The 25,906-nt window shown below is 49.8% G+C and carries 10 protein-coding genes; 8 read left to right on the top strand and 2 right to left on the bottom strand.

Features of this window, described 5'->3' with window-relative positions; translation table 11 throughout:
- Positions 1 to 288: 288 nt before the first annotated feature.
- A complete protein-coding gene (locus tag ACO6V5_RS20870; RefSeq protein ID WP_422135849.1) occupies positions 289 to 1,329 on the top strand; it encodes a hypothetical protein in 1,041 nt (346 codons plus the stop codon).
- Between the two features lie 206 nt (positions 1,330 to 1,535).
- On the opposite strand, the gene ACO6V5_RS20865 is transcribed toward ACO6V5_RS20870, so the two are convergent.
- Positions 1,536 to 3,779 (bottom strand): RING finger protein, encoded by a 2,244-nt coding sequence (locus tag ACO6V5_RS20865; RefSeq protein ID WP_422409807.1) that lies wholly within the window; start codon positions 3,777 to 3,779, stop codon positions 1,536 to 1,538.
- Between the two features lie 282 nt (positions 3,780 to 4,061).
- Here ACO6V5_RS20865 and ACO6V5_RS20860 point away from each other — a divergent pair, with 282 nt between their 5' ends.
- The 4 genes from ACO6V5_RS20860 to phoU all read left to right on the top strand — a co-directional run bounded on the left by ACO6V5_RS20860 (position 4,062) and on the right by phoU (position 9,742).
- Positions 4,062 to 6,335 (top strand): ABC transporter permease subunit, encoded by a 2,274-nt coding sequence (locus ACO6V5_RS20860; RefSeq protein ID WP_422135852.1) that lies wholly within the window; start codon positions 4,062 to 4,064, stop codon positions 6,333 to 6,335.
- Positions 6,336 to 6,350: 15 nt separating this feature from the next.
- The gene (pstA, locus tag ACO6V5_RS20855) at positions 6,351 to 8,015 is read left to right on the top strand and encodes a phosphate ABC transporter permease PstA (RefSeq protein WP_422135853.1); all 1,665 of its coding nucleotides are present in this window, start codon (positions 6,351 to 6,353) and stop codon (positions 8,013 to 8,015) included.
- 63 nt (positions 8,016 to 8,078) lie between these two features.
- Positions 8,079 to 8,978 (top strand): phosphate ABC transporter ATP-binding protein PstB, encoded by a 900-nt coding sequence (pstB, locus tag ACO6V5_RS20850; protein ID WP_422135854.1) that lies wholly within the window; start codon positions 8,079 to 8,081, stop codon positions 8,976 to 8,978.
- Positions 8,979 to 9,016: 38 nt separating this feature from the next.
- On the top strand, positions 9,017 to 9,742 hold the full coding sequence (gene phoU / locus ACO6V5_RS20845) for a phosphate signaling complex protein PhoU (protein WP_422139255.1): 726 nt from the start codon (positions 9,017 to 9,019) through the stop codon (positions 9,740 to 9,742).
- Positions 9,743 to 9,812: 70 nt separating this feature from the next.
- Here the strand turns inward: phoU and ACO6V5_RS20840 are convergent, their stop codons facing one another.
- Positions 9,813 to 10,631 carry a hypothetical protein gene (locus ACO6V5_RS20840; RefSeq protein ID WP_422135856.1) on the bottom strand — a complete coding sequence of 273 codons (819 nt, stop codon included), beginning with the start codon at positions 10,629 to 10,631 and terminating at the stop codon, positions 9,813 to 9,815.
- 203 nt (positions 10,632 to 10,834) lie between these two features.
- Between ACO6V5_RS20840 and ACO6V5_RS20835 the strand changes: the two genes are divergently transcribed.
- From ACO6V5_RS20835 to ACO6V5_RS20825, 3 genes are read left to right on the top strand one after another with little or no spacing between them, the layout of a single operon-like run.
- Positions 10,835 to 13,012 carry a type I secretion system permease/ATPase gene (locus tag ACO6V5_RS20835; RefSeq protein ID WP_422135857.1) on the top strand — a complete coding sequence of 726 codons (2,178 nt, stop codon included), beginning with the start codon at positions 10,835 to 10,837 and terminating at the stop codon, positions 13,010 to 13,012.
- 57 nt (positions 13,013 to 13,069) lie between these two features.
- The gene (locus ACO6V5_RS20830) at positions 13,070 to 14,608 is read left to right on the top strand and encodes an HlyD family type I secretion periplasmic adaptor subunit (protein WP_422409803.1); all 1,539 of its coding nucleotides are present in this window, start codon (positions 13,070 to 13,072) and stop codon (positions 14,606 to 14,608) included.
- 18 nt (positions 14,609 to 14,626) lie between these two features.
- Complete coding sequence (locus tag ACO6V5_RS20825) at positions 14,627 to 25,906, top strand: VCBS domain-containing protein (RefSeq protein ID WP_422492148.1); 11,280 nt, start codon at positions 14,627 to 14,629, stop codon at positions 25,904 to 25,906.

Raw genomic sequence — 25,906 nt, 5'->3', positions numbered from 1 at the left:
TCAGATAAGCCTCTTGATCAGACGTCCCATTTACGACGACGAGCAGAAGTCCTTGAGAGTTGTCAGCAGCAAATCCAATGACTGCCAGAGAGATCAAGAACTTACAAAAGAAAATGGTTTTAAGTCGCACACAAACTTTCGCTTTTCTTCAGTCGGAGCCTGAGTGTAGCTCATAGTGCGGGCACACCTGCCTGAGATATTGAAAAATGCTTTTTTTCTTGATCTATCAATCTCTTGTTCTAAATTTCCCCTTCAGGAAAAACACAAAACAGATGTAAGGATTAAGTTTTGAAAAAAACACTCTCTTCGTCATTGCTGTTATTGCTGGCGTGGCTGACTGTTACCTGTCACGCCGAATCATCAGAAAGACATTTTATTGTCGAGTTCGGCAACACCCCTCTGGGCGCCAAACCTTATTCATGGATATCCGTAGTAGAGGCAATAGCTGCTTTCGGCTTGCTTATGTATGGCCGAGGACACTACGGGCAACAAAACCAACCACAAAGTCAGCCACAAAGCCAGCCATCTCAATCGCAAGCCTCAGGAATAATTCCCCATCATACAGCTGCTTTCTCCAGCCTCATGTCTTCCGGCTCTGGGGGCGGTCACCAGGACCCCAAACAATCCCGACATACTTTGGGTTTAAATTGTTTCGTCGATTCCTGTCATGGTGTTTGTCGATTCCTGTCACAGGGTTTTGAAAGAAGTTCGACGGGCCACACTCATCATGACACGACGGAAACGCAAAGAGATAAGCTGGGAACCGGTCGTTCTTTGGGTATTCACATTCCAAGAATTGCATTTCGCGAACCAGAAAACTCAGCATCAATCAGCCATCTTTTGGCTGGTCCTGACCCCGCGACTTGGCCTGAACCTATGGTGAAAATCGTCTGGACACGTTCACTTGCCACAGAGTTCCCCCTTGAGCGATTTCGGCCATACGGCGTTATGGTAAGCGACATTGATGGTTATCTTAGGGAGCTTGGGAACCATACTATGAGTTTTAATTGTTCCTTCGATTCCTGCAATGGCTTTTGCAGACTCGGACAATACGACGGTGGTGGATCAACTGAAGAGTCGCTGAAATCCGAAGTAAGTTCGGCGAACCAAACTCATCACGGGATGACAGAATCACAAACCTTTCAGCCACAAGCTGGTGGACATTCGTTTTTTGACGCCCTAATAGCCGGGTTATTCCCAATTTCGCAATCTTCGCTAATAAATAATCATTCAACGGAGCCTGCGGGCACCCTGGAATATTCCAGCGACACCTATGGAGCAGGGTGGGATGTTGATTCCGATATGGATGTCGATCCCTATGAAGAGTAGTACGACATTGGTCGTCACAAAACTCTAAGACCTGAGCAGACAGACTGAACTTGCCAGAAGGCTGAGGTTCAAAGCTTTCGGTTACAACGACTTTTCCTCATGGGTACAATCTGTGTACACTCGTAGAGAATCGTTACCCACTGATAACCAAATTGAAGCAGAGAGGTCTCGCTGAAAAAGCAGCCCGGAATCAATTCCCTGACGACTTATCTCTTATATTGATCAACTAATGGTTTAAGTGCCCTCGCCTGCTGAGCAATGGCCGGATCAGTGCATTTTTCTGCACTACTCAACTTTAAATAGACACTATTATCATCTTCAGGCCAGCTGATCCTTAATCCTCTCTGCATTCGTGACACCAGGTTCTGCACGGAGCAAAAATTAACGACTGGCTCAAGTGCCCGTGCCTGCTCAGCAATGGCCGGATCATCGCTTCCTTGTGCACTTCTCAACCTTGTATAGATATCACTGTCGTCATCAGGCCAGATATCACCCCAAGCCTGCCTCAGCGACAACAGATTCCTGACAGAGTAAAAATTAACCAATGGCTCAAGTGCTTCTGCCTGCTCAGCAACAGCCAGATCATTGCTAGTTTTTGCAATACTCAACTTTTCATGGATATGCCAGTCATTATTTGGCCAGGTCTCTCTCCCTGCCCGCATTTGTGACACCTGATATTGTAAAGCGTACAAATTAGCTAATGGATAAATAGCCCGTGCCTGCTCAGCAATGGCTGGATCAGGGCTATTTACTAATCCCCGCAACGACCCCAGGAGATCACTTCCGGGCCAACTCCTTTTCCCAGCCTGCACTTGTGACATCAGATGCTGCGCAGAGTACAAATTCACCAATGGATAAAGTGCACTTGCCTGCTCAAAAGTGGCTAGGTTATCACCATCCCTCCATGCTTCAGCGATGGTTCCATCAGTACCATATAACCCAACATTTAACCCAACACTCAAGCCTGCTAAGAAATGGTCATCAGTACCAAATAAGGCAACATTCAACATTTCGAAGACACCACGGTCATCGTCTGGCCAGACACCTTTTCCTGCTTGCATTAGTAACACCAGATGCTGCACAGAGTAAAGAAAAATGGTCGGCTTAAGTGCCCGTGCCTGCTTAACAATGGCCGGAACATTACTGTCCAGTGCCATTCTCAACCTCAGAGCGATATCACGCTCATCGTCAGGCCAGGTCTTTCTCCCTGCTTCTATTTGTGAGATCAGATTTTGCAGGGAGTACAAACAAACTGAAGGCCAAAGTACCCGCACCTGCTCAGCAATTTCCGGATCATCGATACCTTTTGCCATTCTCAATTCTAAAAAGATATGCCCATCATTGTCAGGCCAGGTCGCTCTTCCTGACTGCACTTGTGACACCAGATGCTGCACAGAGTAAAAGTTAACTAATGGCCAAAGTGCCTGTATCTGCTCAGTGATGGCCGGGTCACTGCTAGCTCCTGCACGAATCAGCCTTTCATAGATATACCTGTCATTTTCAGGCCAGGTCCCTCTTTCTAAAAGCATTTCCTTCACAATATGAGCCACCTCTTGCATTTCTTTCTGGATCAGAAAGTCACCCAGAGCACTCTGATCCTGCCGACAATATGGACAGAAATGGTAGCCTTTAATGTTAATTTCTTTTGTTAGACACCGTTTCAGGCAGTCCATATGGAACAAATGCAAGCATGACGTCTTCACCACGTCATCAGATTCTTCAAGGTTATTCCGGCATGCTCTGCAAGTTTCCCCAACATATTCAACCCCCTGCGCTTCTTCAAAGTCATCCAAATCAGATTGAGGCAGCATAAAAACGGGATACAACATAACTGTTTCTGGCTGATGTACCTGCCTGTGACCAGACAAACCTTTCCCCGATAGTTGAGCAAGCAGTTCTGAAGCATCTAACGGCGCCTGACGGAATGACGAACTGTTGAACGCCCTCTTCTGTGTAATCTCTGCCAAAGCCGCAGATAAATCTTTGTCACTGACGAATTGTCCGGATTGACCGGGAGTGCTGCGATATCCATCATAAAACCATTGTTTCAACCACTGCCCGATCCTGAACAGAGCTGACAGGTAGTCAAACTGACAGTCAGGCCTATTAAACAATCCCTTGCCAGGAATACCCGGCATAAATGGTGGAGGTGGTGGGTCGGGTGGAAATCTGCCTCCTGATAATCGCAAGGCGGATTCAGGTGTTGATGTGGGCCATTCCGGCAGTGCAAAGCCTGTGCTGTTTTTCTCTCTTTTCTCACTAACATTCTCCGAAGAGATTAGCCACTGCCACAGAGATGACAGGAGGGCAACTTTAACGTCATCAGTTGACCTTGCTTGTGAGGGCGCATCAAACCATTGCTTTGCCTTTCCTTCTTGCGTTGCGGGAATACCAATAAGAAGTCCTTGAGAGTTGTCAGCAGCAAATCCACTGGCTGCCAGAGAGATCAAGAATGTAAATATGAAAGAAAACGGTTTTAAGTTGCACACAAATTTTCGCTTTTCTTCAGCTGGAGCCTCAGTGTAGCTGATACTGAATAGAGTGCGGTTTGGCTGCGGTGTTTTTCAGACAGCGTGTCCGGTCACGGCTATCTATCGCTCAATACCGGGTATACTGTTCCAAGATACTGAGAGTGGCGGCTTGAGTACTCAACTCCCATTTTTTTCAATTCTGTCATATTTCTGTAACACAGACCTTTTAAGGTACGCTCAATAATCTCTGCGACCAGTGCCATGTACCAACCAATAATAGAAGACAGCCCTGGTGTCGATTACAACACCCCGGCTCATAAACGTCATCAGTCACTTCGCTTTCTCAAAGATCACCTGACCCGGTGGGGTGTAGCCGTCGGTGGCCTCGGTGTTATTGCCGCCATTCTGCTGATCTTCATCTATCTTCTGTACGAAGTTGGGCCTTTATTCAAAAGTGCAGAAATTGAACAAAGCAGTACCTGGACACAGACGATCACAGGGGAGCAGCGCCCTCTCTATCAGAGTATGGAAGAACAGGCTGAACTGGCTTTTTCCATCACTGCCGACGGTGCCCTGACTTTTTCATCCACCCGAACCGGAGGGCAGAAATATCGCTATTCCCTGCCCCTTCCTGCCGGGACCTCAGTCACCACAATTAACAATGATCCATCCGATAGCAACCTCCTGGCTGCGGGTCTGAGTAATGGTCAGGTCATCATTTTCAAGCACGGCTATCAAATTACCTGGCCTGATGACAAGAGGCTGATCACGCCAAGGGTCACCTACCCATATGGTGAGGAAGCGATTGATCTGATAACGGATAATGAGGCTGTTTCACACCTGAGTATCAGTGATAGTGAAGATCAGCTGCTACTCACCGGTTATGGTGACAAGCGCCTCTATATGACCGCTTTTAGCAAGGAAGAAAACTTCCTGACGGAAGAAGTCACGCTTGAAGAAATGAGTGTCACTCTGCCCGAAGTGGATGGACCTGTTCACGATGTACTGATTGCTCCGGATCAGCACTGGCTTTTTGTTCAATCCGGTGCTGATGGCCTGACACTGATCGATATCAGCAACATCAATCAGCCTCACGTCGTGTCAGAGACTGACCTGACTAACGACTCGGCCAGAGTAACAACCATGACATTCCTGTTGGGTGGAGTTTCTCTGCTGATAGGCGATGACACCGGCATGGTCAGCCAGTGGTTCATGGTCAGAGATGAACAAAACCAGTGGCACCTGCAAAGAATTCGCGAGTTCGAGCTGGCCGGTGAACCTATTATGCAGATAGTGCCTGAGCATCGCCGCAAGGGCTTTCTGGCAGCCGATGACAAGGGTAATGTTGGCATCTTCTACACCACAGCCAACAGAACCCTGCTGACTGAGAAGCTGACCGACGGTCCTGTTGAGCAACTGGTTATTGCCCCCCGTAGCAACTACATGCTGGTGAGTAGCAATGGCTCTACCGAATTCTGGCGTGTTGAAAATGAACATCCGGAAGTATCCTTGTCGGCTCTCTGGGGTAGAGTCTGGTATGAGGGTTATGAGAAGCCTGAATATATCTGGCAGTCGTCTGCATCGAATAATGACTTTGAGCCAAAGCTGAGCCTGACCCCTCTGGCCTTCGGCACTCTCAAGGCCGCCTTTTACGCCATGTTACTGGCTACACCTCTGGCAATAGCCGGAGCCATCTATACGGCTTACTTCATGGCGCCAGCCATGCGTCGTAAAGTAAAGCCTGTCATTGAGTTGATGGAAGCACTGCCTACGGTCATTCTGGGTTTTCTGGCCGGTCTCTGGCTGGCCCCCCTGATCGAAAACAGTCTGGCAGGAATATTTGCACTCTTGTTGATTGTTCCAATCGGCATATTGCTCTTTGCTTTTGCCTGGGACTCCATGCCCGGTAAAATCCGCCACGCCGTCCCGGAGGGTTGGCAAGCAGCCCTGCTCATCCCTGTGGTACTGATCAGTGGTGCTATTGCCATGAACCTGAACGGTACCATTGAAGCAACCTTCTTTGATGGTGACCTGAGAACCTGGCTGACCACTGATCTGGGCATTCCTTACGATCAGCGCAATGCTCTGGTAGTGGGACTGGCAATGGGCTTTGCAGTGATCCCCACCATTTTTTCTATCGCTGAGGATGCCATTTTCAGTGTTCCCAAACATCTGAGTTATGGCTCTCTGGCACTGGGTGCGACGCCTTGGCAGACCTTGATGCGGGTGGTATTGCTGACCGCCAGCCCGGGCATATTCTCTGCCGTGATGATTGGTATGGGCCGCGCCGTGGGTGAAACGATGATCGTACTGATGGCTACCGGCAACACGCCCATCATGGACGCCAATATCTTCGAAGGCATGAGAACCCTGGCTGCCAACATTGCTGTTGAAATGCCTGAATCCGAAGTCGGCAGCAGCCACTATCGAATTCTATTCCTTGCTGCACTGGTGCTTTTCCTGTTCACCTTTGTCGTTAATACCGCTGCCGAGATGGTTCGTCATCGACTGCGCAAGAAGTACAGTTCGCTTTAAGGAAGGAGCCGGAACATGAGTAATAAAATAACCAAGTGGTACCAGACTGGCTCCCCCTGGGTTTGGCTTAATGCCGGAGCGGTGGCCATCAGTGTGATTCTTGTTGTCGGCCTTCTGGGTTTGATAGCGATCCGGGGTCTGGGTCACTTCTGGCCAGCACAAATTCTGGTGGCAGACTATGCCCCTCCCGGCCAGGAAGCCCGCTTGATTGCTGGAGAAATAGCAGACACTGAAACTGTTTCTGCAACCCGCCTTGAGGCGGCAGGTCTGCCGGTACCCAAGGGAATGGAAACACTGACCCGTGATCTGCTGAAAGTCGGTAACAGAGATGTTTCAGGCTCAGACTTTGCCTGGGTCATTGATCTTTGGCTTGAGAATCGCCGTTACCCTGAAAATATCATTGCTCTGGAGCGCAGGGAGTGGGGTAACTTCTACGGTTATCTGAACAACATCAAACAGGATGGCAAAATTATTGCCGAGGGTGAAGCCGCCTGGCCAGAGTTCCAGAAGAGACTGAACAGAGCCCTGTCTATCTACGACGAAATCTACGCCATCGAAAAGCACGAAATAGGTACCGTCAACGCTAAGCTGGAGCGCCTTCGTCTGGAACAGCGTGCCCTCGAACTTAATGGTACAGATACCCCTCAGGCCCTCGCCGATATCGAAGCACAACGCAAGGTATTTCAGGCTGAATATAAGGTGATGGAAGCCAGACTGGGTGATCTTTATGTGGCTTTCAATCGTGATAGTCTGGTGGCTACAACCATTGATGGTAAAGAGATTGAGCAATCTTTTGGCAAAATCGTCCGGGCCTATAAACCCAATGCCATGACCCTGACCCAGAAAATGTTTTTCTATCTCGACAAGGTCGGCGAATTTATCACTGACGATCCCAGAGAAGCAAACACGGAAGGGGGGGTTTTCCCGGCTATTTTCGGTACAGTCATGATGGTGATTCTGATGTCGATCATCGTGACCCCATTTGGTGTAATAGCGGCGGTTTACCTCCGTGAATACGCTAATCAGGGTTGGCTGACCCGAACTATTCGCGTGGCCGTGAATAACCTGGCGGGTGTCCCTTCCATTGTATACGGCGTATTTGGTCTTGGTTTCTTCATCTATTTTGCCGGAAGCCAGATTGACCAGTTATTTTTCCAGGAAGCACTGCCAGCACCGACCTTTGGTACACCGGGACTACTCTGGGCATCGATTACTCTGGCCTTATTAACATTACCTGTTGTTATTGTTGCCACCGAGGAGGGGCTATCACGTATTCCAAGCTCTGTCCGTGAGGGCAGTCTGGCGCTGGGGGCGACCAAAGCAGAAACACTCTGGCGAGTCGTTCTGCCCATGGCCAGCCCTGCCATGATGACAGGATTGATCCTGGCTGTTGCCCGTGCCGCTGGGGAAGTTGCACCTCTGATGCTGGTTGGCGTGGTGAAACTGGCTCCCAGCTTGCCTCTGGATACTAATTATCCTTTCCTGCATCTGGATCAGAAATTCATGCACCTGGGCTTCCATATTTACGATGTCGGCTTCCAGAGTCCTAACGTAGAAGCGGCCAGACCACTGGTTTACGCCACCGCTCTGCTGCTGGTTATTGTCATCGCGGTTCTTAACCTTTCAGCAGTAGCTATTCGCAACCATTTGCGTGAAAAATACAAGAGTCTGGAAGCGTGAGATTAGTTTGCTACAAAAAAGTTTCCCTGACTGAGCCAGGAAGGTTTAATTAAAGGTAACATCATGCTGGATGAGGCACTGGACTTGAATACACCCACCCGGACAGAGAACCAAAAGAGTAGAGCCACTCCCGAGGAGACCAGCTCAACTCCGGCGTTTAATCTCGACAGCCTGGGACGTAGCCGTCGCAAGCTCAGCCTGCAGCAGGAAGAAAAATGTCTGGATATCAGAAATTTGAACCTGTTTTACGGTGAGAAGCAGGCACTGCACGATATTTCCCTGACCATTCCGAAACGCAGGGTAACCGCGTTTATTGGTCCATCAGGCTGTGGTAAATCCACGCTGTTGCGCAGTATGAACAGAATGAATGATCTGGTGGAAGGCTGCCGCGTCAAAGGTGAAATTCAGCTGGATAACCAGAATATCTATCAGAAGGGCGTCAATGTCGCGGACCTCCGCCGTCGTGTTGGCATGGTATTCCAGAAGCCAAACCCCTTCCCGAAGAGTATTTATGAAAATGTCGCCTACGGTCTTCGCATTCAGGGCATCAACAAAAAGCGTGTTCTGGATGAAGTCGTAGAGTGGGCCCTGCGCAGTGCAGCACTTTGGGATGAAGTTAAGGATCGCCTCCATGAAAGCGCCCTGGGCATGTCCGGTGGTCAGCAACAGCGTCTGGTGATCGCCCGAACCATTGCTGTGGAGCCTGAAGTTCTGCTGCTGGACGAACCGGCTTCAGCCCTGGACCCCATTTCAACATTAAAAATTGAAGAGCTGATTAACAAGCTCAAGTCCAAATTCACCATTGCCATCGTTACCCACAATATGCAACAGGCTGCTCGCGTCTCTGATTACACAGCATTTATGTATATGGGTAAGCTCATTGAATTCGATGATACGGACACGCTGTTCACAAACCCACAAAAGAAACAAACTGAAGACTATATAACCGGTCGTTACGGCTAAATGCCATAGCTATTGCCAAGAAAGCACCTGGAAAACTCATGGATACCAAAAGCGAACTTCTTAGCCATCATATTTCCCAGCAATTCAACCATGAACTGGAGGAGTTACGAAACAACCTCCTGTCCATGGGCGGGCAGGTTGAAAAGCAAGTATCCGACGCGATCAATGCCCTGATCAATGCTGACAGCGAAGGAGCTGTGGTGGTCTGCGAGAAAGACACCGACATTAACTTCATGGAACTGGCCATTGATGAAGAATGTTCCCGCATTCTGGCCAGACGCCAGCCAGCAGCCAGTGACCTCCGTCTGGTGATTGCCTGCTCCAAGGCCGCGACCGATCTGGAAAGAATTGGTGACGAGGCGGCAAAAATTGCCCGCTTTGCCATCAGTCTCACTGAACAGGGCGAAGCGCCCAAAGGTTATATCGAGACCCGCCATATTGGTAACCATGTACGACAGATGGTACAGGATGCACTGAATGCTTTTGCCCGTTTCGATGCCGATCTTGCTCTGGCGGTTGCCAAGGAAGATAAAACCGTCGACCGGGAATACAAGAGTGCCACACGGGAACTGGTCACCTACATGATGGAAGACCCAAGATCCATTACCCGGGTTCTGAATATTATGTGGGTATTAAGATCACTGGAACGGATTGGCGATCATGCCCGCAACCTGGCGGAATACGTTATCTATCTCGTGAAAGGCAGAGATGTACGACACATTGGTATTAAAAGAATTCAGGAAGAGGTGTTTGATAAGAGTTGATCATTGAACTCTGTGAATACCATTGAATAAAAACCCGAGGCGTAACAAACTCGGGTTTTTAAGGTAATACTCAATCTTGCAAACGAAATCTCTCGTAAATGAGGTCAGTAATGGGCCGAAGATCTTTATCGTCGGCAGATACTTCATCAATTTGTTTTTGTAATGATTCTTTTTGATCCTGAAGCTCTCTGTACGTCATCTCGAAGTAAAACGGCAAAGTATTTTCCACAAAGTTGCGACCTCTTATACTCAAACAATTGATTGCACGAGCCTTGAATACTTCGCCATCTTCTGATTTCTCATCCACCTCAATAAAATTCAGCTGTTTACAGGCACGAGCAAAGTGATATAAAAAACCTTTTTCACCTAATAGCTCTTTTAATTTTTCGCTACCGACTATTGAATCTTTAACCTCATCAAAAAGAGCACCCATTGCCTGCCCCATATCAACCACTGCGGCTTTACGACCTTTAGCAATGGAAAATGCTTTAAAAACAGTGGTGTCCAGCTCAAGAAGGATCTCAATTAACTCACTTGTCAATGCTTTAGCCTTATCGGAGGAAAGGTCTTCGATCCCAGCACCTCTTTCAACCAGATTTTCCAGAAAGTCATTCATCAACAATCTTGCTCTCTGCTCATTTCGTTCAAGGCGCCAGTAATGAAGTTTGACCCCAACACTCCAGGGATCGGTTTTGCGTTTGTAAATAGACTTATTAAATGACAATTCGGTCCTGGGTGATCTGCTGACTTTATCTAAAGCCGTCGATAGCGCTTCAAGGACGTGAACCAGTTTTCCAAAAATTTTTCCATATAATCTTTTACAATCATTTTTAAAACCGGAAAGACTTAAATGGCTCGCAGCAAAAGACTTAATTCCTTCAAAGCTCACAAACTACCTCCATGCCGAAAAAGCATCATATTTAGTATTTTATGTCATTAACAACAATTAAACGTCAGATATAAGACACTCTTTAATTACTTTCTTATTAATCATTTAAGACCAATAAACTACGCTAGTATTAATTCAGAAACCTTTTAACAGATATAAGCAGTACCTCTGTTATTTATTTTTTATTTCATTGGCAATGAACTATGAATTACAGTGCAGCTGCAGAAGATGCAAACGAAGAGTGGGGCATACCCGAGAGCGGTCAAAAGGAGTTTGATCCTTTACTGGAATGCCTCAGTATTCTAACCAAGCATTATGGAAAGCCCTTTTCTCACGACTCTCTTCGTGCCGGACTACCTCTGGAAAATGGCAAACTGACCGCAGAGCTGTTTTCCCGAGCAGCCCAAAGAGCGGGTCTTGCGTCGAAAACTCACAAAAGAGCGTTGAAAGATATCTCTCCTCTGGTAACGCCTGCAGTTCTTTTTCTGAAAGAACGTAAAGCCTGCATTCTGATTGATATCGATCATGAAGAAGGCAATGCCCGGGTGATTATTCCTGAAGCCGGAGAAGGTGTCAGGAACATCGACCTCCCGGATCTGGAAGAGTACTATACCGGCTACACCATCTATGTTCGCGAAAAGCACCGATATGACAAGCGTACTCCCACCACGCTGAATATTCGCTCCCGACATTGGTTTTGGGGGACGATTCTTGGCTCCTGGAGAATTTATCGTGATGTCCTGCTGGCTTCCCTACTGATCAATATTTTTGTGGTGGCCAGCCCGCTGTTTGTCATGAATGTTTACGACAGAGTGGTACCTAACCAGGCTTTTGATACTCTCTGGGTGCTGGCAGTGGGTGCCATTATTATCTTCAGCTTCGACTTCGTACTGAAAATGATTCGAAGTTATTTTATTGACCTGGCCGGGAAAAAATCGGACATATTGCTCTCATCCCGGGTTATGGAGAGAGTATTGGGTTTGAGCATGTCGGCCAAACCGGTTTCGGTCGGCTCCTTTGCCAAGAGCCTTCAGGAATTTGAGAGCATTCGGGAGTTTATCACCTCATCAACAGTGATTGCCCTGGTGGATCTCCCTTTCACCCTGATCATATTGATGGTGATTTTAATTCTGGGTGGACCACTGGCTTACATTCCCCTGCTCTGTATGGCCCTGATTGCCATTTACAGTTTTGCTATTCAAGCCCCTCTCAAGCGTTCCGTTGAGAAAACCCTGCGCTCCAACTCCCAGAAAAACGCTACCTTGATTGAAAGCCTCTCAGGCATGGAAGCCCTGAAAATTGCCCAGGCAGAGAGCGAGATTCAGTACAAGTGGGAAAAAGCGGTCGGCCACATAGCCACCTGGAGTATCAAAACCAAATTGTTGAGTTCTTCCGCATCAACGGTCAGCGCTTATGTTCAACAGATGTGTAACGTTGCGCTGGTCTCCTACGGTGTTTTCCTGATTTCTGAGGGTGACCTCAGTATGGGTGGCCTGATTGCAACCGTTATGTTGTCAGGCCGATGCCTCGCCCCCATGGCTCAGGTAGCAGGTCTTGCCACTCGTTACAACCAGGCTAAATCAGCCCTGGATGGACTGAACGATATCATGGACATGCCGGTAGAACGTCCGGCAGACCGTGACTATGTCAATCGTCCTGAGCTGGCCGGAAGCATTGAATTTGATGGTGTTGATTTCACATACCCGGGTCAGGAGATCCAGGCCCTCAGAAACATCAATCTGCACATCAAACCTGGTGAAAAAGTAGCTATTATCGGTCGCATCGGTTCTGGCAAAACCACGATAGAGAAGCTGATTCTTGGCCTTTATGAGCCCAATGAAGGCGCCATCCGGGTCGATGGTATTGACCTGAGGCAGATCAACCCTTCAGACCTTCGTAGCAGCATTGGTTGTGTCTCTCAGGACATCACCCTGTTCTATGGCAGTATCAAGGAAAACATCACCCTCGGCGCCAGCTTCGTTGACGACGCTGCTCTGCTGAAAGCGGCTGAAATATCCGGTGTTACCGAATTCGCCAACAAGCATCCAAACGGCATGGATATGATCGTGGGCGAAAGAGGACAAAATCTCTCAGGCGGGCAGCGACAGAGTATCGCATTAGCCAGAGCTCTGTTGATGGACCCACCAATCCTGGTTCTTGATGAACCGTCCAGCTCCATGGATAACACCACCGAATTGCGAGTCAAAGAACAACTGAAAAAGCAATGCAAGGATAAAACCATTGTTCTGGTCACTCATAAGGCTTCCATGCTGGAGCTGGTTGATCGCCTGATCCTGGTGGATAACGGAAAGATTGTTGCGGACGGACCCAAGGATCAGGTTCACGCAGCCCTTAAGCAAGGCAAACTCAAAATCGAGTAACCCTGCAGCCAGCAATGAGCTGCCAATGACCTTGAATGGATTGAACAGGATCGTGCAATGAGCGAGTACAAGGACGATAAAAACACTTCTGAAATACCAGAAGATCAGCCTCATGAGACTTCGAATACTCAATCAACAACTCCGTCCCGGGAGGCAGAGTATGAAGTGAGTTCTGATGATCATGAAGTTCTGACCGAAGAAGCCGTGCTCGAAGAGCTGGAAGAACGGGACAGGCAGAGTGAAGAAGATGAAAACCTGAAGAATACTTCTTCACTGGAAGACAATGTCAGTGCAGAAGATCTGGAGTACATGTCTGATACCAGCGCTGCCATGTTAATGAAAGCCCCAAGAGGCGGCAGGCTGCTTATTTATACCATGCTGCTGGCTATTGGCTCTGCCATCACCTGGGCCAGTCTGGCACCACTGGATGAAATCACCCGGGGCATGGGAGAGGTCGTTCCCTCTTCTCATCTGCAGGTCATTCAAAACTTTGAAGGCGGCATACTGGAAGAGCTTTTTGTCCAGGAGGGTGAGCTGGTCAAGGAAGGGCAGCCGCTGCTGCAACTGGACGACACCCGCTTCAAGTCCACCTTCAGGGAAGGTGCCGTTGAGTATTACAGTGAGCTGGCCAAAGCCGCCAGACTTAGTGCTGAACTGTCCGGCAAGCCACTGAAATTTCCTCCCGAATTAAGTCATTACCAGGATTATGTGGATCGAGAGAGACAGATTTACCAGAGACGAGATGCCGGTCTTAAAGCCGAGCTTGATATTGTCAACAAACAAGCTTCTCAGGCCAAGCACGAACTGACCGCTTCCGAGTCACAACTGGAGTTTTTAACCACCAGTCTGGAGCTGGGAGAAGAGGAGCTGGAATTGACCGAACCTCTGGCTGAGCAAGGCGTTATTTCTCACGTAGAAATGATTCAGCTCAGGCAGAGAGTCAACGATCTGGCCTCTGAGAAGAAGATGACAGAACTCTCCATTCCCAAGCTGAATGCAGCCTATCAGGAGGCCCTGGCACGTAAGCGAGAACTGACTGTCAAATTCCGGGAAGAAGTGGTTCAGGAGCTGAAAGACGTTGAAGTCAAACTGGACCAGATGTCTGAAACACAAACCAGTCTGGAAGATCAGGTAGTCAGGACACTGCTTCGCTCGCCGGTCGAAGGCATTGTTAAAAAGATCAATGTTAAAACCGTAGGCGGAGTTATACAGCCTGGAATGGATGTCATGGAAATTGTCCCGGTAGAGGAATCCCTGCTGGTTGAAGCCCAGATCGCTCCTAAAGATATAGGCTTTCTCAGGGAAGGCATGAAGTCTGTCGTTAAGCTGACCGCCTACGACTTTGCCGTCTATGGAGGGCTTGAAGGCTTGGTAGAGCACATAAGCGCAGACACGATAAAGGATGATAAAGGGGAAAGTTTCTACATCGTTCGCGTCAGAACCCATGAAAATCAGCTTGGCAACCCTGAAAAACCACTGGAAATCATCCCGGGTATGAAGGCTAACATCGATATTATCACCGGAGAGAAAACCCTGATGGAATATTTGATGAAGCCAATTCTCAGGGCCAGACAGAATGCTCTGACTGAGCGATAGACGCTTCAGGAAAGGAATATGCCTCCCAGCTCTGATGGTTCCATGTCTGTCATCGGCCACGTTCAGAAAACCGATGGTGATGTATTCGCCATCGCCCCTGATGGCAGCAAACGCATTCTTCAGGAAGGGGATCCCCTCTATCTCAATGACAGGGTAGTCTCTGAATCCAGTAGCCCTGTTTCTATTCTTCTTGTCAGTAGCGAAGTCATTGAGCTGAAGGGTCAGTCTCAGCTTGTCATGATGCAGGATATGCTTCTGCCTGCATCATCTGATACTGATGGCTCATCAGAAGCGGAAGAGATACTGGATGCTATTGCAGAAAGAGCAGATTCTGCCGCAATCGCCCCTATTAAAGTTAACCCTGTTGAAGTTTCTGAACCCTCTTCGTCAGAAGAACCTAACAGTTCCTCTCAAGATCCCAGTCAGGAAGCAAGCGATGGCTTATCCGGTGAAGTCGTTGTTCTGGAGAGAGATGCCACAGAATTAGAACAAAAAAGAGAGATTGAGCCGCTATCGGAATCATCAGAAGAAATTAAACAACCGCTTGAATCCATTCAACCATTGTTTGTACCCGAAAAGATCAATGAAGAATTAGCCAGCTCCTCTCCTGTCAATTATGCGCCCACCGCTCAAAACATGATTATGAATAACGGCGAAAGCGCTACAGAGCTGGAAGGCAAGCTCCAGGCCTTCGACGCCAACACCGGAGAAGCTCTAAAATTCAGCCTGGTCACTACTCCTGACTCAGGGCAGTTGATACTCAATGACGATGGCAGCTTTCGATTCCTGCCCGGGAGTGACTTCGATTACCTTGCAGCAGGTGAGCAAACGGTTGTTACTTTTATCTTTGAAGCCATAGACAGCAGCGGAGCCAGTTCAAGGGCTTCTGTCGATATCACCATCACAGGTGACAACAACGAAAGTATCAAGGATACCTCGGAAACTGCAAAGCCAGTATTAGCCGAGATTGTTCAGAGTGATGACGAAACAACCATCGATCTGCTCTCTCAGGCTTTTGACAAGGACCCTTCAGACACTCTCTCTGTGACTCAGTTACGACTGACTGAGGGCAACGAGGCCGGTGTCAGTATTGGCCTGGATGGCAACAGTCTCAGTATTGACCCCGAAGCCTATAAATATTTGGCTGCTGGCGAAACAGAAACCCTGACCTACGAATACCTGGTCACGAATTCCCGGGGAGAGTCCGTTTTAGAGTCTGTCACTATTACGCTCTCTGGCGACAATGATCAGCCTCAGGTCAGAGAAGCCGTCATTCAGACTTTTGATAAGAACAGCGATGACTTTAACGTTGACCTCTTGGCAGGTGCGTTCGATCTGGATTCATCAGACAACCTCAATGCCGTCTCTCTCAGGATAACAGCGGGGGATCCTTCAGGTATTACAATCGCTGACGATGGCAACAGTCTTGATGTGGATGCGTCTGCTTATGAGCATCTGGCTGGAGGCGAATCTGAAGTCATTGAGTACAGCTATGAAATAGAGGATGGGCAGGGTGGTGTTGTCAGCCAAAGTGCGTCCATTACCGTTGAGGGCACCAATGATAATCCGGAAGATATTGAACTCTCCGGTACCCGCATTGATGAAAACCAGGATGGTGCGGTTGTGGGTACTCTGTCTACCAGAGACAAAGACCTTTCTGACTCTCACACCTACACCATTGATGACCATCGCTTTGAAGTGGTAGACGGCGATCTCAAGCTGAAAGAAGGCATAGCCCTTGACCACGAAACCGATGACTCCGTTGATGTTAAGGTAACAACCACCGATGTTGATGGTGCCGCCTATTCAGAGAATTTTACCCTTGAAGTCAATGACATCAACGAAGCGCCTGTGGCCACAGACAGTTCGACCACTATCGATGAAGACAGCCTCTATCGTTTCACCCTGAATGACTTTCCCTACACTGACCAGGACGACGGTGACACGCTGAAAGCGATCGTCATTGAGACTATTCCAGCCAGTGGATCGCTGGAACTCAACGGCAGTCTGGTATCTGAAGGCGACGCCATCAGTCAGGCTGACATTTCGGCGGGCTTACTGACGTTCCTTCCTGTAGCCAATCAAAGTGCAGACAACTACACCCGCTTCAATTTCCGAGTGAACGATGGTGCCCTGTCTTCTGATATCCAGACTTTCACGATCACTGTCAATCCGGTAGACGATGCTCCCGTTGCGGGGAATCTTGATCTGGGATCAACTCCGGAAGATACCTCTTTTGTCATCACTGCTGCTGATCTTCTGGCTTCAGCCAGTGATATTGATGGGGACAGCCTGAGTATTCAATCCGTCACCCTGGCAGACCCTGCCACAGGCAGTCTGGCGAACAATCATGACGGTACCTGGAGCTACACACCCACTGCCCATTACTTCGGTGATGATGTTACTTTTAACTTCACCGTTTCAGATGGAACCTCAGGCGATGAAGCCAGCGCATCAGCCACACTTGACGTCATTTCTGTCAATGACGCAGCAGTAGTTGCCGGAGTTGATACCGGCTCCGTCACGGAAGACGATAACGCCACATTAACCACCAGCGGCAACCTGACCGTTACGGATGTTGATGCCAACGAAGCTGTTTTTCAGGCTGAAATACTTTCAGGAAGCCATGGGCAGTTATCCATTAACGCTGATGGCAGCTGGACTTACAGTGCTGATAACAGTCAGAGCACCATTCAGACATTGGGCGACGGAGACTCACTAAGAGACAGTTTCACAGTGCAGACTGCCGATGGTACACAGCATATTGTCACTGCCACTATTCATGGCACCAACGATGCGCCAGTAGTCAACGCAGGAGGCACTCTAGCTTACACAGAAAACGACAACCATCAGGTAATAGACAGTCATATCACTTTGACAGATATTGACTCTGCCACCATAGAGAGTGCCACGATCACGATCATCAGCAATTTCAGTTCAGCTGAAGACAATCTGGCTTTCACCGATCACAACGGGGTTTCCGGAAGCTGGGACTCATCAACCGGTACCATGACGCTCTCTGGAACTGCAACGGTCGCGCAGTATCAGGCAGCACTGAGAACGGTCACCTACTCAAACAGTTCTGACTCACCCTCTACCGCTGATCGCATCGTCAGCTTCAGTATTAACGACGGTCATAACAGCAGCCATATAGCCACCAGTACCATCACGATAAAGGCCGTCAATGATGCTCCGGTTACGGCAGGGACACTGGTGACGTCCGACGAAGATACACCTTATATCTTCAGCACATCTGACTTCGCCTTCTCTGACCCGGATGCCGGACAGACACTGCAAAGTATCAAAATCACTCAGCTGCCCCTGGCAGGTGAGCTGCTCTTTAACGGATCGGCTGTCACTGCGGGCACAGAAGTAACAAGGAACGAACTTTTAGCGGGCCGATTGAAATTTGAGCCGACTCAGAACGAACATGGCAACCTTTACGCCTCATTCGAATTTCAAGTCAGTGATGGCAACCTCTTCTCACCTTCAGCAACTTTCGACTTCAGCATTACATCGGTTAATGATGACCCAACGCTCAGCTCTGCCATTGCGAAAAATTTTGTTGAAGACTCGGCTTCAGTCAATATCGACCTGCTTGAGTCTGCTGCAGACGCTGATGCTGGTGATAACCTCTCCGTGACTCAGATCACCCTGTCATCCGGTGATGACTCTGGCATCACCATCAATGGCAACACCCTTACCGTTGACCCCGGCGCCTACGACTATCTTCCCGACGGAGTGACTGAAACCATTGTCTACAGCTATGACATCGAAGACGGCAATGGTGGCTCAGTTTCCCAGACAGCCACTCTGGTCATCACCGGTACAAACGACAGCGCACAGATAACAGGTCTTGATACAGCAACCATAACTGAAGACAGTCATGCCAGCACCCTGACAACCTCAGGCTCCCTCACCATCACTGATGCTGATCAGGGTGAAGCCCAGTTTCAAGCTGAAACCCTGACCGGAACTTATGGTGATCTTGTTATTGATGCCAGCGGACAATGGACTTATACGGCTGATAATACACTTCTGGAGATCCAGAGGCTGGGCGACGGTGATACTTTAAGTGAAACCTTCACAGTCACTGCGGCAGGTGGTGATAACCACAATGTAGCTATTAGTATCGACGGCAGCAACGATGCTCCCACTATCAGCAGCGTTACCGATGTCGCCGGAGCTGTGACTGAGATTGTCGACGGTGGTGCGGGTGAGAACAGCAACACCCTGACCGACAACGGCTCCTTCACCATCGCCGATGTGGATCTTTCAGATCAGCAGAGTGTCAGCGTCAGTGCCGCAGCCAATGGTTATCTGGGTAGCCTGACTGCCACGGTAGCAGACGACACCCAGGCCGATGGTACTGGCCGCATCGACTGGAGTTTCAGTGTTAATGATGCCGACATTGATTATCTGGGTGACGGTGAGATCCTGACCCAGACCTACACCGTGACTGTTAACGACGGTGAGGGCGGCACCGTCGATCAGCAGGTGACCATTACCCTTACTGGCAGCAACGATGCTCCCACTATCAGCAGCGTTACCGATGTCGCCGGAGCTGTGACTGAGATTGTCGACGGTGGTGCGGGTGAGAACAGCAACACCCTGACCGACAACGGCTCCTTCACCATCGCCGATGTGGATCTTTCAGATCAGCAGAGTGTCAGCGTCAGTGCCGCAGCCAATGGTTATCTGGGTAGCCTGACTGCCATGGTAGCAGACGACACCCAGGCCGATGGTACTGGCCGCATCGACTGGAGTTTCAGTATTAATGATGCCGACATTGATTATCTGGGTGACGGTGAGATCCTGACCCAGACTTATAGCGTCACTGTCGACGATGGCGAAGGCAGTACAGTAGCTCAGCAGGTAACTATTACTCTGACTGGCACCAACGATGTGGCAGTAATCACGGGCGATGACAGTGGCAGCGTCACTGAGGACGTCGGCAACACCCTCATGACTTCCGGCACCCTGAATATCACCGATGTCGATGGCGGCGAAGCCAGTTTCACCCCAGAGACCATCACCGGCACCTACGGCTCACTGACCATTGATGGCAGTGGCAGCTGGAGCTATTCGGCCATTAACAACCATGCTGATATTCAAGTTCTGGGCAATGGTGACACTTTGACCGAAACCCTTACGGTTCGGACTTTGGATGGCACCACCCGCAATATTGTCATTACCATTAACGGCACCAACGATGCGGCAGTCATCACTGGCGATGACAGTGGCAGCGTCACTGAGGACGCCGGCAACACCCTCATGACTTCCGGCACCCTGAGTATCACCGATGTCGATGGCGGCGAGGCCAGTTTCACCCCAGAGACCATCACCGGCACCTACGGCTCACTGACCATTGATGGCAGTGGCACCTGGAGCTATTCGGCCAGTAACAACCATGCTGATATTCAGGCTCTGGGCAATGGTGACACTTTGACCGAAACCCTTACGGTTCGGACTTTGGATGGCACCACCCGCAATATTGTCATTACCATTAACGGCACCAACGATGCGGCAGTCATCACTGGCGATGACAGTGGCAGCGTCACTGAGGACGCCGGCAACACCCTCATGACTTCCGGCACCCTGAGTATCACCGATGTCGATGGCGGCGAGGCCAGTTTCACCCCAGAGACCATCACCGGCACCTACGGCTCACTGACCATTGATGGCAGTGGCACCTGGAGCTATTCGGCCAGTAACAACCATGCTGATATTCAGGCTCTGGGCAATGGTGACACTTTGACCGAAACCCTTACGGTTCGGACTTTGGATGGCACCACCCGCAATATTGTCATTACCATTAACGGCACCAACGATGCGGCAGTCATCACCGGCGATGACAGTGGCAGCGTCACTGAGGACGCCGGCAACACCCTCATGACTTCCGGCACCCTGAGTATCGCCGATGTCGATGGCGGCGAGGCCAGTTTCACCCCAGAGACCATCACCGGCACCCACGGCTCACTGACCATTGATGGCAGTGGCAGCTGGAGCTATTCGGCCAGCAACAACCATGCTGATATTCAGGCTCTGGGAAATGATGACACTTTGACCGAAACCCTTACGGTTCGGACTTTGGATGGCACCACCCGCAATATTGTCATTACCATTAACGGCACCAACGATGTGGCAGTCATCACTGGCGATGACAGTGGCAGCGTCACTGAGGACGCCGGCAACACCCTCATGACTTCCGGCACCCTGAGTATCGCCGATGTCGATGGCGGCGAAGCCAGTTTCACCCCAGAGACCATCACCGGCACCTACGGCTCACTGACCATTGATGGCAGTGGCAGCTGGAGCTATTCGGCCAGTAACAACCATGCTGATATTCAGGCTCTGGGCAATGGTGACACTTTGACCGAAACCCTTACGGTTCGGACTTTGGATGGCACCACCCGCAATATTGTCATTACCATTAACGGCACCAACGATGCGGCAGTCATCACTGGCGATGACAGTGGCAGCGTCACTGAGGACGCCGGCAACACCCTCATGACTTCCGGCACCCTGAGTATCACCGATGTCGATGGCGGCGAGGCCAGTTTCACCCCAGAGACCATCACCGGCACCTACGGCTCACTGACCATTGATGGCAGTGGCACCTGGAGCTATTCGGCCAGTAACAACCATGCTGATATTCAGGCTCTGGGCAATGGTGACACTTTGACCGAAACCCTTACGGTTCGGACTTTGGATGGCACCACCCGCAATATTGTCATTACCATTAACGGCACCAACGATGCGGCAGTCATCACCGGCGATGACAGTGGCAGCGTCACTGAGGACGCCGGCAACACCCTCATGACTTCCGGCACCCTGAGTATCGCCGATGTCGATGGCGGCGAGGCCAGTTTCACCCCAGAGACCATCACCGGCACCTACGGCTCACTGACCATTGATGGCAGTGGCAGCTGGAGCTATTCGGCCAGCAACAACCATGCTGATATTCAGGCTCTGGGAAATGATGACACTTTGACCGAAACCCTTACGGTTCGGACTTTGGATGGCACCACCCGCAATATTGTCATTACCATTAACGGCACCAACGATGTGGCAGTCATCACTGGCGATGACAGTGGCAGCGTCACTGAGGACGCCGGCAACACCCTCATGACTTCCGGCACCCTGAGTATCGCCGATGTCGATGGCGGCGAAGCCAGTTTCACCCCAGAGACCATCACCGGCACCTACGGCTCACTGACCATTGATGGCAGTGGCAGCTGGAGCTATTCGGCCAGTAACAACCATGCTGATATTCAGGCTCTGGGCAATGGTGACAGCCTGTCCGAGACCCTGACGGTTCAGTCTTTGGATGGCACTACCCACAATATCGTTATTACCATTAATGGCGCCAATGACGGTCCAGCTATTGATGCGGGTACGCCAGACCAGTCTGCAACCGAAGAACAGGTATTCAGCTACCAGGTACCTGCAAACGCTTTTTCCGACATAGACGGTGACAACCTGACTTATTCTGCCACACTGGATGATGGCAGTCCGTTACCCGCATGGCTGTCATTCGATCCATCCAATGGCACTTTTTCCGGAACACCCGATGACCCGGATCTTGGACAAATCACCATCAAAGTGACTGCCAGCGATGGTATCCTCACTGTTTCAGATCAATTCAAAATTAATGTTGCAGGGGTCAACGATGCTCCGAAACTGGTTGGCACCCTTAATAATCAGATGGTGGCGGAAGAATCTGCTTTCAGTTACACCATTCCGGCAAATGCTTTCTCCGACGCAGAGGGCGACACACTGACTTACAGCGCCAGTCTGGCCGATGGCAATCCCCTGCCCGCATGGCTGACGTTCGATGCCGGAACCCGAACCTTCAGTGGAACACCTGATGATCCTGATGTTGGCAATCTGTCAGTCAAGATTTCCGTTTCGGATGGTTCAGAGACAACGGATGTTTTCTGGTCAATGAATGTCACGGCTGTCAACGATGCCCCTGAATTGTCGGGCAGTCCTCTTATCAGCGGAGTTGAGGCAGCCTACAGTTTCTCAGATAACACGGACATTTCAGGTAACGGTAACAACCTGACCCTCAGTGGCAGTGCCACACTGGGCAGCGGACATAACGGCGGTCAGGCCTTTGAAATGAATGGCAGCTCCGGTGGTGGTGAGATTTCGGGGCTTAAGATCGGTGGAGCCCTGACCATTTCTGCCTGGGTGAAATACGACAGCCTGAATCAGAACTGGTCCAGAATAATAGACTTCGCGAATGGTCCTGCCGACAACAATATTCTACTGGCTCATATCGGCACATCGAATGATCTCGCTTTTGAAATCTATGACGGGGCAGGCTACCCCGCAGACGGTCAGCTCCATATCAGCAACTTTTTTACCGAAGGTGAGTGGGTTCACCTGACAGCCACTATCGATAATACCGGAGCAATGCGGATCTATAAAAACGGAGAGCTGGCCGGAGAGAATCTCAACGGGGCTGTTCTTCCGGAGATTGTCCGATCAGGCAACTATGTCGGCAAGAGCCATTGGGGTCATGATGGTGATCTGGACGGCTCAATAGACGATTTTGCTGTTTTCAACAGTGCCTTGAGTGCTCATCAGGTCAAAGCCGTCTATGAAGCTGACTCAGTAGAAAATCTCATCAGCGATGCCTTCCATGTTATCGAACAGAGTCCCAACAGCACTGTCCTTGGCTCAGTAGCGGCGACGGATATTGATAATGCCAGTAACCAGCTGACTTACACCTTGAGTAACGATGCCGGTGGCCGCTTCACCATAAACAGTTCAACCGGTGAAATATCAGTGGCTGACAGCACACTGCTGGACCATGACAGCAACGCATCTCACACGATTACGGTGCAGGTGAGCGATGGCCAGCTCAGCAGTACTCGCGATTACACGGTTTTTGTTAACAGCAGCACGCTGTCTACCGATGAGGATACCAGCTATGCCCTCACTCTGACCGATCTGAGTCACAGCGATCAGGAAGCGGCTGCCATGACCCAGATCAAGCTATCAACCTTACCTGATGAGGGAACCCTGAAGCTGAATGGCGTTGCTGTGACGCAAGATCAGGTCATCAGCAAAGCGGATATTGAAGCAGGTCTTCTGGTCTTTGAGCCAGACAGCAACGAAGCCGACGATAACTACACGTCTATCGGCTTCAAAGTACACGACGGTAACAGCTATTCTGGTGAGTATACCCGGACATTTGATGTGGCAGCGGTGGCGGACAGCGTCACCATGAATAATATCGGCTCTGAAGTGTTGAATAGTACCTTTGATGGCAACAACACTGATGGCTGGCAACGAACCAACCCTTACGGCATCAGCCATTCAATGGTTAAGAATAATCGGCTGAATAACTATTATTCAACTGAGAGCTATAGAAACATTGATACCAGTGACAGTTCTGTTCAGACGTACGAATTAACCTTCATCCTTCACCATGAGAGAAATCTACACCATACCACCAACATCAGGGTGAAATGGAATGGACAGACAGTCGCAACCTATACGGAAGCTCCCGGTTCAGGTACCCATACATCGACCAAAACCATCCTGTTAAACGCAACGGGTAATCCCAGTACAGAGCTGCGATTCGACGAAGATATCAATGTGTTTTACCTGGACAATATCCGGATCACCAAAGTGCGTGCTACGGATGAGGATACCGCTTTCAATCTGCCGGATCTCGGCATCACCCAGGTCGACAGCGACGGTTCTGAAACGCTGACCGTTTCTGCCGATGGCGTACCTGCCGGAGCAGTGCTCACTGATGGCAGCCACTCAATAACAGCAGATGGAACCGCTGTCGACATTTCCGGCTGGGACTTCGCTAATCTGCAAATAACACCACCGGCAGACAGCACAGATACTATGAATCTGACGTTCACAGCCACCACGACAGAAAGTAATGGTGACAGTTCATCAGTCAGTGAGAGCTTGTCCATCAGGGTCAACTCGGTAGATGACAAACCAGTATCGTCAGACAACAGTCTTTTATTAAAACAGACGGACAGTTACACATTCAGTACCGAGGATTTCAGCTTCACCGATGGTGATGCCGGTGACAGCCTGCAATCCATTACCATCACCTCTCTGCCCGCTTCCGGCGCTTTAACGCTGAATGGTGCTGCTGTGACAGCCAATCAGGTCATTACCGCAGCAGACCTTGGCAATCTGACCTATACCGCTCCAGCCACTGATCCGGATGTTGGCACCAGTTTTGGTTTTACGGTGAGCGATGGCAGTCTTTCCAGTGATCCACAAACATTCAGCCTTAATGTAAGAGGTACTTACTCTCAAAACCTGCTGACTAATGGCAGTGCTGAGAATGGCACCTCTGGCTGGAATATTATTGCAAACGGTGGTGATGGCTGGGGTTCAGGCAATAGCAGTCATGACGGCGACGGTCAGAGTTGGGTTACTTCCAATGCCTGGGCGAAAAAGTCACAAACGGTGGATCTTCTGGCCAAAGGGTTTACCGAACAATATCTGGATTCTGCTCCTGACATCAGTGTCAGCGACTGGTTTAAAGATAACGGTGCCAACGATGATTATTACCTGAAAGTTGAACTGCGGGACGCCAGCAATAATGTTATTGCTTCCTACGACACCGGAACATTGACTGCAACCGACAACTGGCAGGAGGCTGCTAATACCTTCAGTAATTATGGTGCCGGTGTCCGCTATGTTTATTTTGAACACGGCGCTAAAGACCAGGAAAACCTGAGTGGTCATCACGGGGCAAGCATTGACGACTCAGAAGTGGTATTAAAGATTGGTGATGTTGATCTGGTGGGTACCAATTCCGGAGAAATTATTGATGGTACAGTTCAGTCCGACACTCTCAGAGGTGAAGGGGGTGCAGACAACCTTCTTGGTGATGCCGGTGACGACCTGATATTTGGTGGTGCGAGTAAAGACATCATCACAGGCGGAGCAGGCGATGACATTCTCTCGGGGGATGATGATAGCGATACCTTTGTCTGGCTTGCTTCTGACCTGGGGTCAGCCGCTAATCCTGCCGAGGATGTCATCAAGGACTTTAACACAGGCTCCGGTGGGGACGTTATAGATCTAAGTGATGTCCTGGTGGATAATTCAACGCCTCTGGACCAGTACCTGAGCCTGAACTTTGATAACGGCGACACCACCATCGAGGTGATGCCAGACGCTGACGGTGATATTACCCAGAAGATTAAGCTGGAAGGTGTTGATCTCTCAGGCTACGGGGGAGGCAGTACCGACGCACAAATCCTTAACAACCTGATTAGTGACGGCAACCTTCAAATCGATTGA

This window comes from Endozoicomonas sp. ALD068, from assembly GCF_049310145.1.
Lineage (GTDB): Bacteria > Pseudomonadota > Gammaproteobacteria > Pseudomonadales > Endozoicomonadaceae > Endozoicomonas_A.
Note: the sequence above shows the minus strand (reverse complement) of the source record. Positions and strands in the feature narration are given on the sequence as shown.

Coding starts and splice junctions, on each gene's coding strand:
- phoU (WP_422139255.1), top strand. CDS start 9,017: ATGGATACCAAAAGCGAACTTCTTAGCCATCATATTTCCCAGCAATTC.
- ACO6V5_RS20835 (WP_422135857.1), top strand. CDS start 10,835: ATGAATTACAGTGCAGCTGCAGAAGATGCAAACGAAGAGTGGGGCATA.
- pstB (WP_422135854.1), top strand. CDS start 8,079: ATGCTGGATGAGGCACTGGACTTGAATACACCCACCCGGACAGAGAAC.
- ACO6V5_RS20830 (WP_422409803.1), top strand. CDS start 13,070: ATGAGCGAGTACAAGGACGATAAAAACACTTCTGAAATACCAGAAGAT.
- ACO6V5_RS20860 (WP_422135852.1), top strand. CDS start 4,062: ATGTACCAACCAATAATAGAAGACAGCCCTGGTGTCGATTACAACACC.
- pstA (WP_422135853.1), top strand. CDS start 6,351: ATGAGTAATAAAATAACCAAGTGGTACCAGACTGGCTCCCCCTGGGTT.
- ACO6V5_RS20825 (WP_422492148.1), top strand. CDS start 14,627: ATGCCTCCCAGCTCTGATGGTTCCATGTCTGTCATCGGCCACGTTCAG.